Below are 17094 nucleotides of genomic sequence, written 5' to 3' on the forward strand. Positions count from 1 at the left end.
ACGTCCTAGTATCTTCGAATCAGGGCCCCACGAAGGAGTGATCAGGCGTGCACGTTCCGGTCAACCCGGTCCGATTCGTGACAGCGGCAGCGCTGTTCGACGGCCATGACGCGGCCATCAACATCATGCGGCGCATCCTGCAGACCCAGGGCGCCGAGGTGATCCACCTTGGGCACAACCGATCGGTGGACGAGATCGTCACAGCCGCCATCCAGGAGGACGTCCAGGGGGTGGCGATCAGCTCGTACCAGGGCGGGCATGTGGAGTTCTTCTCCTACCTGGTGGACCTGCTGCGCGAGCGCGGCGCCGGGCACGTCAAGGTGTACGGCGGCGGTGGCGGGGTGATCGTGCAGGACGAGATCGACCTGCTGCACGAGCGGGGTGTCACGCGCATCTTCTCGCCGGAGGACGGGCAGCGGCTCGGGCTGCCCGGGATGATCAACAAGCTGATCGAGGAGTGCGACGTCGAGCTGGACGACGCCCCGTCGGTCGAGGCGGTGGTGTCGGGCGACCAGGCGGCGCTGGCCAGGGCGATCACGCTGATCGAGGCGGGCCGGGCGCCGGCCGGGCTGGTCGAGGGGGTGCGGGCGGCGGGCCGTTCGGCTCCGGTGCTGGGCATCACGGGCACCGGCGGGTCGGGCAAGTCGTCGCTCACCGACGAGCTGGTGCGCCGGCTCCGCGTGGACAACGACGACAAGCTGCGCATCGCGGTCATCGCCATCGACCCGACGCGGCGGCGGGGCGGCGGCGCGCTGCTCGGCGACCGCATCAGGATGAACAGCCTGAGCCCGCAGACGTACTTCCGCTCCCTGGCCACCCGGGGGGCCGCCAACGAGGTGCCGGCCTGCCTGGACGACGTGATCGCCGCCTGCCGGGCCGCCGGTTACGACCTGGTGGTGGTGGAGACGCCGGGCATCGGCCAGGGCGACGCGGGCATCGTGCCGCACGTGGACGTGCCGATCTACGTGATGACGCCGGAGTTCGGCGCGGCCTCGCAGCTGGAGAAGATCGACATGCTCGACTTCGCCGAGGCCGTGGTGATCAACAAGTACGAGCGGCGCGGGGCCGAGGACGCGCTGCGTGACGTACGGCGGCAGCTGGTGCGCAACCGGGAGGCGTTCGGCGTCTCGCCGGAGGAGATGCCGGTCTTCGGCACGATCGCGGCCCGCTACAACGACGCGGGCGTGACCGCGCTCTACCAGCACCTGAAGGAGCTGCTGGTGGACAAGGGCATGCCGGCCGGTCCCGGGCTGCTCGCGCCGGTGCGCGGGCGCACGTCGCAGGCGTCGGCGGCGATCGTGCCGCCGGCCAGGGTCCGCTACCTGGCGGAGATCGCCGAGACCGTGCGCGGCTACCACGAGGAGACGCGGGCCCAGATGGAGGTGGCCCGCCGCCGCCAGCAGCTCGCCGCCGTGAGCGCGCTGCTGGAGGACGACCGCCTCGACGAGCTGTCGGCGCGGGCCGAGGCGGAGCTGAGCGACGAGAGCCGCGCCCTGCTGGAGAGCTGGCCCGCCACGAAGGAGCAGTACACGGCCGACGAGCTCGTGGTGAAGGTGCGCGACCGGGAGATCCACACGCCGCTGTGGCGCGAGACCCTGTCGGGCAACCGCATCCCGCGCGTGGCGCTGCCGCGTTACGAGGACCACGGGGAGCTGCTCAGGTTCCTGCGGAGCGAGAACCTGCCGGGCCGGTTCCCGTTCACGGCCGGGGTGTTCGCGTTCAAGAGGGACGATGAGGACCCGACGCGGATGTTCGCCGGCGAGGGCGACCCGTTCCGCACGAACCGGCGCTTCAAGCTGCTGTCGGAGGGCCAGCCGGCCACCCGGCTGTCGACGGCGTTCGACTCGGTGACGCTGTACGGGAACGACCCCGACCTCCGGCCCGACATTTACGGAAAAGTGGGCACTTCTGGGGTGTCGATCGCCACCCTCGACGACATGAAGGTGCTCTACGACGGCTTCGACCTGTCGGCGCCCAACACCTCGGTCTCGATGACGATCAACGGCCCGGCCCCGACGATCCTCGCCTTCTTCCTCAACGCCGCCGTCGACCAGGCGCTCCAGCGCTTCCGCGACGAGCACGGCCGCGAGCCCGACGAGGCCGAGTCCGCCGAGCTCAAGGCCCGGACCCTGGCCACGGTCAGGGGCACGGTCCAGGCCGACATCCTCAAGGAGGACCAGGGCCAGAACACCTGCATCTTCTCCACCGAGTTCTCGCTGCGGATGATGGCCGACATCCAGGAGTGGTTCATCCGCAACGGGGTGCGCAACTTCTACTCGGTGTCGATCTCCGGCTACCACATCGCCGAGGCCGGGGCCAATCCCATCAGCCAGCTCGCCTTCACCCTGGCCAACGGCTTCACCTACGTGGAGGCGTACCTGGCCAGGGGCATGAACGTGGACGACTTCGCGCCGAACCTGTCGTTCTTCTTCTCCAACGGCATGGACCCCGAGTACAGCGTGCTCGGCCGGGTGGCCCGGCGCATCTGGGCGGTGGCCATGCGCGAGCGCTACGGCGCGGGCGAGCGGTCGCAGAAGCTCAAGTACCACGTCCAGACCTCGGGCCGCTCGCTGCACGCCCAAGAGATGAACTTCAACGACATCCGCACCACCCTCCAGGCGCTGATCGCCGTCTACGACAACTGCAACAGCCTGCACACCAACGCCTTCGACGAGGCGGTCACCACCCCGTCGGCCGACTCGGTGCGCCGGGCCATGGCCATCCAGCTGATCATCAACCGGGAGTGGGGCCTGGCGCGCAACGAGAACCCGCTGCAGGGCTCGTACATCATCGACGAGCTCACCGACCTGGTGGAGGAGGCGGTGCTGCGCGAGTTCGAGCGGCTGTCGGACCGGGGCGGCGTGCTGGGCGCGATGGAGACCGGCTACCAGCGCGGCCGGATCCAGGACGAGTCCATGCTGTACGAGACCCGCAAGCACGACGGGTCGCTGCCGATCATCGGGGTCAACACGTTCCGCAACCCGGGCGGCGACGAGCCGGGCCCGCACAAGCTGGAGCTGGCCCGGGGCACCGAGGAGGAGAAGCGCTCGCAGCTCGACCGGCTGCACGCCTTCCACGAGCGCAACCGGGCCGAGGCCCCGGCGGCGCTGGCCCGCCTGCGGGAGGCGGCGATGTCGGAGGAGAACGCGTTCGAGGTGCTGATGGAGGCGGCCCGGGTGTGCTCGCTGGGTCAGATCACCGAGGCGCTGTTCGAGGCGGGAGGCCAGTACAGGCGCAACGTCTAGGGGCGCTCGCCGGCTGGATAACCGTGCTGTCACGATTCGGGGCCGAAGGTGGCTTTGTCGCCTTCGGCCCTGTCTTCTCTCCCATACTGATCGGCGATCAGAAGGAGGGGGACGCCGTGCTGGAGGCGCTGGGGCTCACCGCCGGTGAGGAGCTCGCCTACCGCCGCCTGATCGACGGCCCCCGCACCGCCGCCGAGCTGGCCGCCGCCCTCGGCAGGCCGGTCACCGCCGTCGCCGAGGACCTGGCCGCCCTGGTCGGGCGCGGCCTGGTCTCGCGCCTGCCCGGCGTCCCCGCCCGCCACGTCGCCGCGCCGCCCTCCGTCGCGCTCGGCGGCCTGCTCACCGCCCGCCGCGAGGAGCTGCGCACCGCCGAGCTGGCCCTGGTCGCGCTCGCCGAGCAGCACCGCATGGCCGCCGTCGACCGCGCCGTGGGCGACCTCATCGAGGTCGTGACCGGCGTCGAAGCGGTACGCCAGCGCTTCCTGCAGATCCAGTGGGCCGCGGACAAGCGGGTGCGCTCGTTCTCCACGGCGCCGTTCGTGGCCGTGACGCCGGACGACAACACGGCCGAGGAGGAGGTCGTCGACCGCGGCGTGGAGTATCTGGTGATGGTCGAGCGCGAGGTGCTGGCCACGCCCCGCGTGGCGGCCGGGATCATCGCCTCCATCCGCAAGGGCGTCCAGGTCAGGGTGTCCGACAAGCTGCCGATCAAGCTCATGATGGCCGACGGCGAGCTGGCCCTGGTGCCGCTCACCACCGATCCCGGCGGCGAGCCGGCCGCCGTGCTGCTGCACCGCAGCGGCCTGCTCACGGCGGTCGAGGCGCTGTTCGAGGCGATCTGGCAGCGCGCCTACCCGCTGCGCGTGGACGCCTCCGGCGAGCTGGCCGAGGAGCGCGAGGCCGCGATCGGCGAGCTCGACAGGAACATCCTCGGCCTGCTGCTGGCCGGGCTGACCGACGAGGCGGTCGCGGGCCAGCTCGACCTGTCGCTGCGCACCCTCCAGCGCCGGGTCCGCGCCCTGATGGACCTCGAGGGCGCCCGCACCCGGGTGCAGCTCGGCTGGCACGCCGCCCGCAACGGCTGGGCCTGACGGCGGACGATAAGATCCGGACGCGGGATTCCACTGCCATCAGGAGGCTTCATGTCCGACGTCACGTTCAAGGGAAACCCCATCATCGTGGGCGGTTCCTTCCCCAAGCAGGGCGACCCGGCGCCCGGGTTCAGCCTGGTCGGCGCCGACCTCTCCGACCGCACGCTGGCTGACTTCGGCGACGCGGTGAAGGTGCTCAACATCTTCCCGAGCGTCGACACCGGCGTGTGCGCGGCCTCCGTGCGCCGCTTCAACCAGATCGCCGCCGAGCACCCCGGCGTGGCCGTGCTCTGCGTGTCGGCCGACCTGCCGTTCGCCCAGAAGCGGTTCTGCGGCGCCGAGGGCCTCGACAACGTCACCACGCTGTCGCTCATGCGCGGCCGCTCGTTCCTCAAGGACTACGGGGTGGCCCAGGAGAGCGGCCCGCTGGCCGGGCTCGCCGCCCGCGCGGTGGTCGTGCTCGACGGCGCCAACAACGTGATCTACTCCGAGCTCGTCCCGGAGATCACCCAGGAGCCCGACTACGACGCCGCGCTGGCCGCGCTCACGTAGGACCTGAACTCCCCGGCCAGCTCCAGCAGGTGCGGGGCGTTCTCGGCGGTGTGCTGGAGGTCCAGGACGCACTCGTGGACCCCGGCCGCCGCCGCCTCGTCCAGATAGGCGGCGATCTGCGCCACGGTGCCGCTCCTGGGCGGCGCGCCGCCCGCCTCGACGACCGGGTTGGCGCGCAGCACCATGCGCAGCGCCGCCGGGTCGCGGCCGGCCTCCTCGGCGGCCCGCAGCACCGTGCCCCACATCGAGGTCAGCATCCGGATCGGCAGCGAGGCGGTCAGCCAGCCGTCGGCCCGGCGGCCGATGCGCCGCAGCGCGTCGGGGGCGAACCCGCCCAGCAGCAGCGGCGGGCGGCCGACCGGCTTGGGGTGGATGCGGCTGGGCGCCACCGTCCACAGCTCGCCGCTGTAGGCGACCGGGTCGGTGTGCCAGATGGCCTCCAGCGCGTCGAGCGTGGCCTCGTACCTGGCGGCCCTCGACTTCCAGGGCACGCCGACGGCGGCGTACTCGTCCGACGACCAGCCGAGCCCCAGCCCCACGTCCAGCCGGCCGCCGCTGAGCTGGTCGATCGTCGTCAGCGAGCGGGCGAGCAGCGGGGGAGCGTACCAGCAGGCGTTGAGCGCGCTGGTGCCGAGCCGGATGCGCGAGGTCGTCGCGGCGGCCACCGACAGCACCGCGAACGGGTCGAGGAACACGCCGTGCGCCTCGGGGATCGAGCCGTCGCCGCCGGGATAGCGGTCCTTGGGCTCCAGCGGCGTCAGCAGCCGGTCGCCCACCCACAGGCTCGCGAAGCCCATCTCCTCGGCCTCGTGCGCCACCAGGCGCAGGCTCTCCAGCGAGGCGAACCTGCCGTACTGCGGCGCGGCCAGGCCGATCCGCATCGCCTCAGGCCCTTCTGCCCACGCCGCACAGGATGAGCGACGAGGCGGGATCGTCGGTGAAGTCGATCGCGTCGGTCTCGCCGGGACGCCATTCGGGCAGCCACACCAGTCCCGGGTCCACCAGGTCGAACCCGTCGAACATGGCGGCGATGCCGGCCCGGTCGCGCAGGGTCAGCGGTGCGGTGGCGTTGCGGTAGACCTCGGTGCCCTTGCGGACGGCGGCGCGGCGGGCGTCGCTGGTGCCGTGGGACAGGACCAGGTAGCTGCCGGGCGCCATGGCCTCGCGCAGCGTGCGCAGGATGCCGGCCGGATCGTCGGACTCGGCGATGAAGTGCATGACGGCCACGAGCAGCACGCCGACGGGCCGGTTGAAGTCGATGGTGTCCAGCACCACCGGGTCGTCGAGGATCTGCCGGGGCTTGCGCAGGTCGCCCTCGACGGCGACCGTGTCGGTGTCGGAGGCGAGCATGGCCCGCGCGTGCACCATGACGACCGGGTCGCGGTCCACGTAGACGACGCGGCTGCCGGGCGAGACGGAGTTGGCCACCTCGTGCACGGCGCCCTGCGACGGCAGCCCGGTGCCGATGTCGAGGAACTGGCTGATGCCCTCGCCGGCCAGGAACCGCACGGCCCGGCCGAGGAAGGCGCGGTTGGCCCGGGCGGCGGCCCGCACTTCGGGCGCCACCTTCAGGATGCGCTCGGCCGCCTCGCGATCGGCCGGGAAATGATCCTTGCCGCCCAGGTAATAGTCGTACAGCCGGGCGACGTTGGGCTTGGTCGGATCGAAGCCCCGAGGTTCGTGCTGGTGATCCCCCAGATTCACATTTCAAGATTGTATGGATATGTATCCCTTCGTGGGGGGATTTAGGGTGTTGTTGTGAGCGATTCCGTCGAATTTGTCGATGACACCGGGGTACGCGTCCCCGTGCCCGCCGCCGTGGGCCGGATCGTGTCACTGGTGCCGTCGCTCACCGAATCGGTCGCCGCGACCGTCCCCGAAGCGCTGGTCGGGGCCACCGACTGGTGCTCGCACCCGCCCGGCCTGGATGTGACCAGGGTCAGGGGCACCAAGAACCCCGACCTCGCCGCGATCACCGCGCTGCGCCCCGACGTGGTCCTGGCCAACGCCGAGGAGAACCGGCCCCCCGACCTCGAGGCCATGCGCGCCGCCGGGCTGGCCGTGTGGGTGACCAGGATCGAGACCGTGGACCAGGCGTTCGCCTCGCTGGCCAGGATGTTCGAGCTGGCCTGCCGGGTGCCCCGCCCGGACTGGCTCGTCCGGGCCGAGCGGGCCTGGCGCGAGCCGCACCGGGGGCCGCGCCGGACCGCGATCGTGCCCGTCTGGCGGCGGCCGTGGATGGTGGCGGGGCGCGACACGTTCACCGGCGACGTGCTCGCCCGCCTGGGCGTCGACAACCTGTACGCCGGCCACCCCGAGCGTTACCCCAAGATCCCGCTCGCCGAGCTCGTCGAGGCCCGGCCCGACCTGGTCGTGCTCCCCGACGAGCCGTACGCCTTCAGCGCGGACGACGGCCCCGAGTGCTTCCCCGGCCTGCCGTGCGCGCTGGTCAGCGGGCGGCTGCTCACCTGGTACGGGCCGTCGCTGCTCACCGCCAGGGCCGAGCTAGCCGGCCAGATCGGGGCGGGCCGGCCCGCCTGAGGCGGCCAGCGCCGCGTCGACCGCCTCCGGCGACAGCACGTGCTCCATGACGATCACCGCCGTGCCCACGATGCCCGCCCGGTCGCCCAGCGAGCTCGTGACGATCTCCAGGTTGCGGGTCGTGTACGGCAGGCTGCGCCGGTAGACGCTCTCCCGGATGCCCGTCAGGTAGTGCTCGCCGGTCTCGGCCATGTCGCCGGCCAGCACCAGGACGCCCGGGTTGAGCAGGCTGACCGCGGTCGCCAGCACGATGCCCAGCGTCCGCCCGGCCTCCTGGGTGCGCGCGATGGCCGCCGGGTCACCCGCCTGCACCAGGCGGACCACGTCGCGGCTGGTCTCCATGCCCAAATCGGCGGCCACCGCGTGACCGCTGGCCAGGGACGCCACGCAGCCGCGCGAGCCGCACGTGCACACCCGGTCGTCGGCCTCGTGCAGCCGGACGTGGCCGATGTTGCCCGCGGCCTCCTCCACTCCCCGGTAGATGCCGCCGTTGAGCACGATGCCGGTGCCGATGCCGGTGGACACCTTGACCAGGACGAGCGCGTCGGTGTGCCGCCACGACGACCACCACTCGCCCAGCGCCATCGCGTTGGCGTCGTTCTCCACCAGGATCGGCACGTCGAAGTCCGCCCCGACGGCCGGGCCGATCGGGTGGTCGTCCCAGCCGGGCATGAGGAACGACCGGATGGCCCGGCCCGAGGTGTGGTCGACCGAGCCCGGCAGGTCCACGCCGATCCCGCAGACCTGGGCGGCCGGGCGGCCGGTGCGGTCGAGCAGCCGCCGGAACGCCTCCCGCACCCAGGACAGCACCGCGTCGGGGCCGCGCTCGATGCGCATCTCGGTGTGCTCCTCGGCCAGCGGCCGGGCCGCCAGGTCGGTCAGCGCCACCCGGGCGTGGCTGGCCCCGAGATCGGCCACCAGCACGAGCCGGCTGCCGGCGTCGATGTCGAGCACCGAGGGCGGCCGCCCGCCCCCGGAGGACGCCACACCCGACTCGTGGATGTAGCCCGCCTCGATGAGCCGGTCCACCCGGTCGGTGATCGTCGACCGGGACAGCCCGGTGAACTCGATGAGCTGCTTGCGGGTGCGGCAGGAGCCGTCGCGGATGAGCTGGAGGACCTGCCCTGCCGTCAGCATGGTCTATCCCTTCTCCGCTCCTGCCGTGAGCCCCTCCGTCAGCAATCGCTCGCTGGCGAAGAAGACGATCACGATGGGCAGCGTCAGCACCACCGATCCCGCCATGAGCACCGTGGTCGGGATCTCGATGCTGCCCGCGAGCTGCGAGAGCCCCAGCGAGACCGTCCAGCTCTCCCGCCTCTCCACCAGGAAGAGAAGGGCGAACAGGAACTCGTTCCAAGCGATCATGAACGCGTAGAGACCGGTGGCCATGAGCGCCGGCTTGGACAGCGGCAGCACCACCCGCCAGATGGTCGACAGGCGCGTGCAGCCGTCGATCGCCGCCGCCTCCTCGACGCTCTGCGGCACGGTCTCGAAGTAGTTGCGGAGCATGTATACCGTGACTGGCACGGTTTGCGCGATATAGACGAGAATCAGGCCGACCAGCGACCCCCGCAGCCCGAGCATCGTGAACAGCACGAACAGCGGGATGGCCAGCACGATCGCCGGGAACAGGTAGACGGCCAGGAACAGGAAGTGCACCTGCCGCCGCCCGAAGAAGCGCAGCCGCGCCACCGCGTACGCCCCCGGGATCGAGATCAGCAGCGTGACCGCCACCGAGGCGACGGCCACGATCGCGCTGTTGCGCATGAAGATCAGGAACCCCTGCCGGTCCAGCACGTTCGCGTACGTGTCGAGCGTGAACGTCGCCGGCCACAGCGAGCCCGGGTCCAGGATGAGCTCCTGGATGTCCCGGAACGACAGCATCACCATGTAGTAGAACGGGAACGCGGTGATCACGAAGAGGAAGAGGATCACCAGCGGCCTGAGCACCTTGAGCAGCGCCCGCTCGAACCTATCCCTGCTCACGTTCGCCACCTCCGAAGAAGCGCAGGTAGAGCACCAGGAACACGACCAGCACGACCGCGAGCACGATCGCCTGCGCCGCCGAGGCCCCGATGTCGTCGCGCGCGGTCAGGAAGTTGTAGACCCGCACGCTGACCACCTCCGTGCCCGCCCCGCCGCCGGTCAGCAGGTAGACGTCGTCGAACTTGGTGAAGGTGAAGACGAACCGCAGCACCGACAGCAGCGCGATGATCCGCCAGAGCTGCGGCATGATCACGTAGCGGAACCGCTGCGTCGGCGTGGCCCCGTCGACCACCGCCGCCTCGTCCAGCTCCGCCGGCAGCGCCTGGAGCCTGGCCAGCAGGAACAGGAACGCGAACGGGAAGTAGCGCCACGCTTCGAACGCGATCACCGTCAGCAGCGCCACCGGCACCTCCAGGCCCAGGAACGTGCCCCGGGCCTGGGTGAGGAAGGCGATCGGCTCGTCCAGCCAGGAGTTGACGATGCCGTACTGGGGATTGAGCATCGTCTCCCACAGGAACGCGACGGCCACCACCGGAGCCACGTACGGGATCAGGATCGAGGCCCTGACCAGCGTCCGCAGCCGGAACCTGTCGCGCAGCGCCAGCGCCGCGACCAGCCCGATCACGATCGACAGCGCGGTGCCCGCGACCGTGTAGACGAGCGTGTTGACCAGCGCGGACCAGAACCCCGGCTCGGAGATCACGTACGTGAAGTTCTCCAGCGTGTAGTTGCCGAACAGCCCCGCCTGGCGGATGTTGATCAGCCGGACGTCCTGGAACGCCAGCATGATCGCCCACAGGAGCGGCAGCACCACCACGACCAGCGTGATCACGAGCGTCGGCGAGATCAGCGCCAGCCCGGCCCGCCCCTCCTGCTCGCGCAGCGTGCGTCCGCGGCTCATTCGCGGATCCCGCGCTTGATGGTCTCGACCTCGGTCCTGGCCTGCGCGGCGGCGGCCTGCGGGGTGAGCGAGCCGTCGGCCACGCCGGCCAGCGCCTTGGGCACCGGCAGCTCGCCCATCGTGGCGCCGACCAGCTTGCCCTGCCCCTGCGGGATGCCCCAGCGGGCGAACGTGCCGGGGCTGGTGCGCAGCGCCTCCAGCACCTCGGCCGGGTAGACGTCGGCCAGCGGCTTCTTGGTGTCGACCCCGGCGGGCAGCGCCTGCCACTTGTCGGCGAACCCCTCGCGGGTGGGGAACTTGCCCTCGGGGGCCATCCCGATCCATCGCTCGTAGCCCTCGTTCATCATGTACGCGACGAACTTCGCGGCCTGGTCCGTGGCGGCGTCACGCATGACAACCCAGGACACGACCTCGCCGAACTGGGCGGGGGCGCTCCCGTCCGGGCCCTTGAGCGCGGTGACGACGCCGGTGTTCGCGGCCAGCCACTCCGGGTCCTCGCGGCACTGCGGGCAGCTCGGCAGCGCGTCCTTCCGCAGCCCGGCCAGCTCGTCCAGGATGAACGACGACCAGATCATCATGGCGGCCTTGCCGGAGAAGTACGTGGCCCGGGTGGAGTCGACGTCCTGCATGCCCTTGACGGAGTGGTTCCTGGCCAGGTCGCCGTAGAACTCGAAGGCGCGCACGCACTGCGGCGAGTCGAGCGCCACCTTGCCGGAGCCGTCGACGAGCTGGCACCCGTTGGCCAGGGCGACGTGCTCGAAGCTCTGCGCGGTGAAGGAGTCCTTGGGCGCGATCGCCAGCGTGATGCCGGCGACGCCGCCGGTGTTGAGCTCGGCGGCCGCGGCCCGCAGCGCCTCGTAGGTGTCGGGGGGACGCAGCCCGGCCTTCTCGAACAGGTCCTTGCGGTAGAGGATGAGCTGGGCCCAGCCGTCGCTGGGCACGGCCAGCAGCCTGCCGCCGGATGAGTCGAGCTCCAGGGCGCGCGCCGAGAACGTGTCGCGCCCGAGCTGGTCGACGATCTTCGCGGGGGTCTCGGTGTCGAGCAGCTCGTTGGACTCCAGCTCGCGGACGGAGGCCAGGGGCAGGGCGCCGATCACGTCGGGCAGGTCGCCGGCCGCCGCCGCCGAGGTGACCACCTGGCTGAACTGGTCCTCGGCCACGCCGACCAGTTTGACCTTGATGCCGGTCTTCTGGGTGAACTCGTCGATGATCTTCTGCTGGACGGCCATCCGGTCCTCGAGGTTCTCCTCGGTCCAGACGGTGATCTCGTCGGCCGCCCGCTCGCCGTCGTCGCCGCAGGCCACCAGGCAGGTCGCTGCCAGCAGCGCGGCGGAGAGGACGGCGGTTACCTTCTGCGGCATGGCACGCTCCTCCGGTTCGGGATAAGGCTCCTGTACCCCTGAGGCAAAGGGGCGGTCTGATCTCGGCGAAGATTTTTCCGCCCTGGATCACGCCTGATATCCCTGCTGGACCAGGGGGTGTGCAATGCCGGTAAGGTCGCTTTCCTGAAGACGGGCGATCAGAAACCCCAAGGTAATCCGGAGCCCTCGGCGGAAGTCGTAGACTTACGAGTGTTCCAAGCGCAACTATGGTGTGCAAACAAGCACTAAATCTCTTACTTTTGTTTGATCAAAAAGCGTAAGTGTGGGCAATGCGCGTCATCACCTTCCAAGAGCCAGGTCACGTTTCCGTAAGCCTGGAGCAGCCCGCCGAGCTCGTTCCGGGCAGCGTGCGGGTTCGTACGATGTACTCGGGCGTCTCCGCGGGCACCGAGCTCACCGCCTATCGCGGGACCAATCCATACCTCAATCACAAGTGGGACACCGAGCAGCGTCTCTTCCTCGATGGCCAGACCCACGCCTACCCGCTGACCGGCTGGGGCTACCAGGAGGTCGGCGAAGTGGTGGAGGCGGCGCCCGACGTCGCCGACCCGCCCGTCGGCAGCCTCGTCTGGGGCATCTGGGGCCACCGGGCCGAGGCCGTGCTGCCCGCCCACAAGCTCGTCGGTCACGTCATGCCGCCCGGCGCGGCCCCGCTGAGCGGCGTCTTCGCCCGCGTCGGCGCCATCGCGCTCAACGCCGTGCACGCCGCCGACATCCACTTCGGCGACCAGGTGGCGATCTTCGGCCAGGGCGTCATCGGCCTGCTCGCCACCCGCCTGGCCGTGCTGAGCGGCGCCCGCGTGGTCGCCGCCGACGCCATCCCGGCCCGGCTGGAGCTCGCCCGGCGCTACGGCGCCGCCGAGACCGTCGACGTGCAGGCCGGCTCCGTCGCCGAGCTCATCCGCAAGCGGATCGAGGGCGCCGACACCGCGATCGAGCTGAGCGGCAGCCACCACGGCCTGCACGAGGCCATCCGCACCGTCCGCAAGGGCGGCCGGGTCGTGGCCGCCGGCTTCTACCAGGGCGACGGCATCGGCCTGCGGCTCGGCGAGGAGTTCCACCACAACCAGGTGCAGCTCGTCTCCTCGCAGATCGGCGGCGTCGCCTCCTGGCTGGCGCACCGGTGGGACGTCGAGCGGCTGCAGCGCACGTTCATGGAGACCGTCCACCGGGGCGACGTCGAGGTCGACGACCTCATCAGCCACGTCGTCCCGGTCGACGACGCCGCCGACGCCTTCGACCTGATCGACAAGCACCAGTCCGAGGTGCTGCAGCTCGTCTTCACCTTCGAGGAGTCACAGTGAAGCTCGCCGCCCAGGAGCAGCTCCTGCCCGGCCGGTCCCTGCAGGAGAAGTTCGCCTTCGCCGTCGACGCCGGGTTCGACGCCATCGAGTTGCGCGGCAAGGGCGACTTCCACTTCGCCGGCCGCCTCACCGAGCTCAAGCGGGCGCTGGCCGACGGCGTCGTCATGCCGACCGTGTGCGTGGACATGCCCCACTTCATCGGCGACTTCGACGCGGCCAAGCGCACCGACGCGATCCAGCAGCTCAGGTCGCAGCTCACGGTCATCGGCGAGCTGGGCGGCATCGGCGTCATGACCCCCGCCTCCTGGGGCCAGTTCTCCCGCCGGCTGCCGCCGTTCGAGCCGCCGCGCAGCCCCGAGCAGGACCGCGAGGTGCTCACCGAGGCCCTGGCCGTGCTCGGCGAGCACGCCCAGCGCAACGGCGTGCTGATCATGCTGGAGCCGCTCAACCGGTACGAGAACCACATGGTCAACACGCTGGCCGACGCGGTGTCCTACTGCGCCATGGACTCCATCAGGATCGTCGGCGACACGTACCACATGAACATCGAGGAGGACGACCCCTGCCGCTCGCTGGCCGAGGCCGCCCCCTACCTGGCGCACATGCAGATCAGCGAGTCCAACCGCAACCAGCCCGGCACCGGGCACCTCGACTGGGGCGCGCAGCTCGCCACCCTCGACGCCGTCGGCTACGACGGCTACCTCGCCCTCGAATGCCGCCTGCGCGGCGAACCCGAGGTCGTCCTGCCCGAGACGGCCGCCTTCATCAGGAAATTCCTATGATCCTCCGCGACGCGGTACGTGTCCTCGTCGACAACTGGGACGGCAGCTACACGGTCCCCTCCCGGCGGCTCTACCCCCACCAGTGGAGCTGGGACTCCGCCTTCGTGGCCATCGGCAACGCCCGCTGGTCGCCCCGGCGGGCCCGGTCGGAGCTGCTGTCGCTGTTCGGCGCCCAGTGGGCCGACGGCAGGGTGCCGCACATCGTGTTCAACCCCAAGGTGCCCGAGGGCGCCTACTTCCCGGGGCCGGAGTTCTGGCAGGCGCGCTCGCCCTCCGGCTCCGCCACCTCCGGCATCGTGCAGCCGCCCGTGCACGCGCTGGCCGCCTGGAAGGTGCACCAGGCCGAGCCCGACCCGGGCTTCCTGCGCCGCATCTACCCCCGGCTGGTCGCGCAGCAGGAGTTCCTGCGCACCGCCCGGCGCTCGCCCGAAGGGCTGATCTCCATCGTCCACCCCTGGGAGTCGGGCATGGACAACAGCCCGGCCTGGGACCGGCCGCTCAGCGCCGTGCCCGCCGGGGCCACCGGGTTCGTCCGCCGCGACCTGGGGCACGTCGCCGCCGCCGAGCGGCCCACCGACCGCGACTACGAGCGCTACACCGCGCTCGCCCGCGCCTACCGCGACTCCGGCTACCGCGACCCGGGTGACTTCCAGGTCGAGGACCCGCTGTTCAACGCCGCCTACGGGGTGGCCGAGCTGGCGCTGGCCGAGATCGCCGCCGAGCTCGGGCACGACCCCGGGCCGCACCGCGCCGAGGCCGCCCGCGTCACCGCGGCCATGATCGAGCACCTCTACGACGACGGCCTCTTCCAGCCGCGCGACGTGCGCACCGGCTGCCTGATCCGCTCCGCCAGCGCCGCCGGACTGACACCGCTCCTGCTGCCCGGCCTGCCCCGCGAGATAGCCAACGCGCTGATCGGCACCGGGCTGGACCGCTTCATGCTCAAGGACGGCGTGCTGCCCAGCTTCTCGCCCACCGCGCCCGAGTACGACCCCGCCCGCTACTGGCGCGGGCCGAGCTGGCTCAACGTCACCTGGCTGGTGTGGCAGGGGCTGCGGGAGCGGCGTGCCGACCTGGCCGACGCGCTGGCCGACGGCATGATCGCCGCCGCGACGCGCTCCGGGTTCCGCGAGTACTTCGACCCGGCCACGCTCGACGGCCACGGGTCGCGCGACTTCAGCTGGTCAGCGGCCCTCGTCCTCGACGTGGTCGCAGAGCACGGCCTGCACGGCATGCCGCCGGCGGCCCGCGAGGTCGGCCATCAGCTGGGGAGCCTCGGCAAAGCCGACGACATCGGTGATCACGTGCCGGCGTAGCAGGTCGCCGCGCCGCCTGAGCAGGTCCACGGTCTCGTGGGACAGCCGTTCGCGGTCCCACGCGTGGGCCAGCCCGCGCGGCACCCGCCCGATCTGGGCGCACCGCAGCGACAGCCCGTTGTGGTGGAACTCCTCGCCGAGCCGCACCTCGTCCGCGCCCTGCGTGTAGAACGCCAGGTCGATCGCGGTGCCCTGGGGCCGCAGCAGCTTGAGCGCCAGGGCCAGCGCCCTGGCCTGGCCGCGGCACTGGAAGACCACGTCCGCGCCCCGGTCGTTGGGGCCGTGCCGCCAGCGGCGTTTCAGCTCCACCGCCGGGTCGTCGGCGACCGACAGCGCGTCGGCGCCGAGCGCCTCGGCGACCGCCAGCCGGGCCGGCGTCTCGTCCACGACCACGACCTCCGCCGCGCCGTGCGCGAGCGCGAACGAGGCCGTCAGCAGGCCGACGACGCCCGCGCCCACCACCACGACGCGCCTGCCGCGCACGCCGTCGCCGAGCTGGTGCACGTTCTGGCCGTAAAGGTCGGCGGCGGCGTGCAGCAGGCCGTTGGCGCAGATCGGGCCCATGTGGGCGACGTAGACGCCGAGCATCGCGTCGAGGTCGCCGGGCAGCTCGACGAACCGGTCCTGCATCGGGTCGGCGACGTAGCCGGTGCGGTGCCCGTACGCCATCGCGACCAGCGCGCCCTCCTCGACCGCCCGGGTGCGGGTCTCGACCACCATGCCGACCTGCATGTAGCCGATGCCGCGCACCGGATAGGCCACCGACGGCGCGCCCCGCTGGAACAGCCCGAGCGCCGGGTCCCAGGTGGAGGTCAGGTACGGGTTGTCGCCCTTGACGTAGGTGAGCTCGGTGCCGGCGGAGATGCCGCTGTGGGTGGTCTCCACACGGAAGCCGCCGTCGGGCACCTCGCCGAGCTTGTCCTCGGCCAGCGTCACCTCGCCGGGGCCCTCGATGCTCAGCACCCAGCCGTTCCCGTTGTCAGCCATCGACCATCACCGGCTCCCGTTCCCGCGCCGACCGCGCCAGGGCGAGCGCCAGCCGGTGGGTCTTCAGTGCCTCCCGGTACGGCGCCCGCACGTCGGCCTCCTTACCCTGTACGGCGTCGATGAACGCGCGGTCCACCAGTTCCTTGGCCCGGCCGCCGTCCTGCACCAGCTCCTGGCCGTCGACCATCAGCCGGGTCTCGCTCAGCTCCAGCGAGATGCCGTCGGCGCACACCTCCAGGCCCACCCGATGCTTGCCGCGCAGCAGGCAGGTGGTGGCCAGCAGCCCGGCCGCGCCGCCCGCGAACCGCATGACCGCCGCCGTGGCCCGGTCGACCTCGCCGTCCATCGCGCCGTCGACGGGCACCGCGTGCACCATCGTCACCTCGCCCACCAGCAGCCTCGCCAGGTCCAGGACGTGGACGGCCTGCTCGACGGTCTGGCCGCCGGACATGGCGGAGTTCAGCCACCAGCCGACCGGGGGCACCTTGTCCATCCAGTGGCCCAGGGCGAGGCGTACCGGGCGCTCGCCCAGCAGGTGCCGGGCGCGGTCCAGGATGTCCAGATAGCGCCAGTGGTGGCCGACGGCCGAGGGCAGGCCGCGGCGGTCGAGCTCGTCGGCGATCTTCTCGGCGGTGGCCAGGTCCAGCGAGAGTGGCTTTTCTACGAATATGGGGATATCGCACGACAGGACGTCGAACTCGGGGTTACCGTGCGCGAAAGGAGGCACACAGACATAGACGGCGTCCAGTTCGCCGGCCTCCAGCAGGTCGGCGTGGCCGCCATAAGCGGGGGCGCCATGCTGCGACGCCAGTGCTTCAGCCCTGCCGAGATCGGTGTCGGCGATTCCGGCGATCTTCACGTCGGGGAATCCGGACAGCACTTCCGCATGTCGAGCGGCGACATTACCGGCACCGATGATGCCGACGCGGGTTGTGGGGAACATAACCCGGCATATCCCACGTATTGCAGAAAACAAACAGACATGTTCGAAGACTCGTAGAGCGGGC

General features: G+C 71.2%; 14 protein-coding genes and 1 pseudogene. 7 read left to right on the forward strand and 8 right to left on the reverse strand.

All coding sequences use genetic code 11. The annotated features are described in order from the left end of the window. The first annotated feature begins 47 nt into the window (after nt 1-47). The 3 genes from icmF (at nt 48) to tpx (ending at nt 4888) form a co-directional block, all read left to right on the forward strand. Nucleotides 48-3245, forward strand: a complete 3198-nt coding sequence (gene icmF / locus KME80_RS15120; RefSeq protein ID WP_219505493.1) for a fused isobutyryl-CoA mutase/GTPase IcmF — start codon at nt 48-50, stop codon at nt 3243-3245. A gap of 116 nt (nt 3246-3361) precedes the next feature. After that, on the forward strand, nt 3362-4336 hold the full coding sequence (locus KME80_RS15125; protein ID WP_219505495.1) for a helix-turn-helix domain-containing protein: 975 nt from the start codon (nt 3362-3364) through the stop codon (nt 4334-4336). A gap of 51 nt (nt 4337-4387) precedes the next feature. Next, on the forward strand, nt 4388-4888 hold the full coding sequence (tpx, locus tag KME80_RS15130; protein ID WP_219505497.1) for a thiol peroxidase: 501 nt from the start codon (nt 4388-4390) through the stop codon (nt 4886-4888). Here the strand turns inward: tpx and KME80_RS15135 are convergent. Next, a complete protein-coding gene (locus KME80_RS15135; protein WP_219505499.1) occupies nt 4858-5769 on the reverse strand; it encodes a TIGR03619 family F420-dependent LLM class oxidoreductase in 912 nt (303 codons plus the stop codon). The genes tpx and KME80_RS15135 overlap by 31 nt on opposite strands. 4 nt (nt 5770-5773) lie before the next feature. Then, a complete protein-coding gene (locus KME80_RS15140) occupies nt 5774-6592 on the reverse strand; it encodes an SAM-dependent methyltransferase (protein ID WP_308125766.1) in 819 nt (272 codons plus the stop codon). A 54-nt stretch (nt 6593-6646) separates the two neighbouring features. Here KME80_RS15140 and KME80_RS15145 point away from each other — a divergent pair, with 54 nt between their 5' ends. Next, complete coding sequence (locus KME80_RS15145; RefSeq protein ID WP_219505501.1) at nt 6647-7429, forward strand: helical backbone metal receptor; 783 nt, start codon at nt 6647-6649, stop codon at nt 7427-7429. Here KME80_RS15145 and KME80_RS15150 read toward each other — a convergent pair. The 4 genes from KME80_RS15150 to KME80_RS15165 are packed head-to-tail and all read right to left on the reverse strand — an operon-like array spanning nt 7394 to nt 11677. After that, nucleotides 7394-8566: an ROK family transcriptional regulator gene (locus KME80_RS15150; RefSeq protein ID WP_219505504.1), complete on the reverse strand. Its 1173-nt coding sequence runs from the start codon at nt 8564-8566 to the stop codon at nt 7394-7396. The two genes, KME80_RS15145 and KME80_RS15150, sit on opposite strands and share 36 nt — an antisense overlap. 3 nt (nt 8567-8569) lie before the next feature. After that, a complete protein-coding gene (locus tag KME80_RS15155; RefSeq protein ID WP_308125767.1) occupies nt 8570-9415 on the reverse strand; it encodes a carbohydrate ABC transporter permease in 846 nt (281 codons plus the stop codon). After that, nucleotides 9402-10316 (reverse strand): carbohydrate ABC transporter permease, encoded by a 915-nt coding sequence (locus KME80_RS15160; RefSeq protein WP_219505506.1) that lies wholly within the window; start codon nt 10314-10316, stop codon nt 9402-9404. Before KME80_RS15160 ends, KME80_RS15155 begins: the two co-directional genes overlap by 14 nt. Next, complete coding sequence (locus KME80_RS15165; RefSeq protein WP_219505509.1) at nt 10313-11677, reverse strand: ABC transporter substrate-binding protein; 1365 nt, start codon at nt 11675-11677, stop codon at nt 10313-10315. Before KME80_RS15165 ends, KME80_RS15160 begins: the two co-directional genes overlap by 4 nt. Nucleotides 11678-12060: 383 nt before the next feature. Between KME80_RS15165 and KME80_RS15170 the strand changes: the two genes are divergently transcribed. The 3 genes and pseudogenes from KME80_RS15170 to KME80_RS53180 form a co-directional block, all read left to right on the forward strand. Continuing rightward, complete coding sequence (locus KME80_RS15170) at nt 12061-13002, forward strand: zinc-dependent alcohol dehydrogenase (protein WP_246644991.1); 942 nt, start codon at nt 12061-12063, stop codon at nt 13000-13002. After that, on the forward strand, nt 12999-13784 hold the full coding sequence (locus KME80_RS15175; RefSeq protein WP_219505520.1) for a sugar phosphate isomerase/epimerase family protein: 786 nt from the start codon (nt 12999-13001) through the stop codon (nt 13782-13784). Before KME80_RS15170 ends, KME80_RS15175 begins: the two co-directional genes overlap by 4 nt. After that, nucleotides 13781-14959: pseudogene (locus KME80_RS53180) on the forward strand (MGH1-like glycoside hydrolase domain-containing protein); the annotation flags it as partial. The gene KME80_RS15175 and the pseudogene KME80_RS53180, both read left to right, overlap by 4 nt. A 9-nt stretch (nt 14960-14968) precedes the next feature. Here the strand turns inward: KME80_RS53180 and KME80_RS15180 are convergent. Both KME80_RS15180 and KME80_RS15185 read right to left on the reverse strand, forming a co-directional pair. Then, nucleotides 14969-16087: a zinc-binding dehydrogenase gene (locus tag KME80_RS15180; protein ID WP_219505522.1), complete on the reverse strand. Its 1119-nt coding sequence runs from the start codon at nt 16085-16087 to the stop codon at nt 14969-14971. Beyond that, nucleotides 16080-17030 (reverse strand): Gfo/Idh/MocA family protein, encoded by a 951-nt coding sequence (locus tag KME80_RS15185; RefSeq protein WP_219505524.1) that lies wholly within the window; start codon nt 17028-17030, stop codon nt 16080-16082. Before KME80_RS15185 ends, KME80_RS15180 begins: the two co-directional genes overlap by 8 nt. Nucleotides 17031-17094 lie beyond the last annotated feature (64 nt).

The organism is Nonomuraea ceibae (assembly GCF_019396325.1).
Lineage (GTDB): Bacteria > Actinomycetota > Actinomycetes > Streptosporangiales > Streptosporangiaceae > Nonomuraea > Nonomuraea ceibae.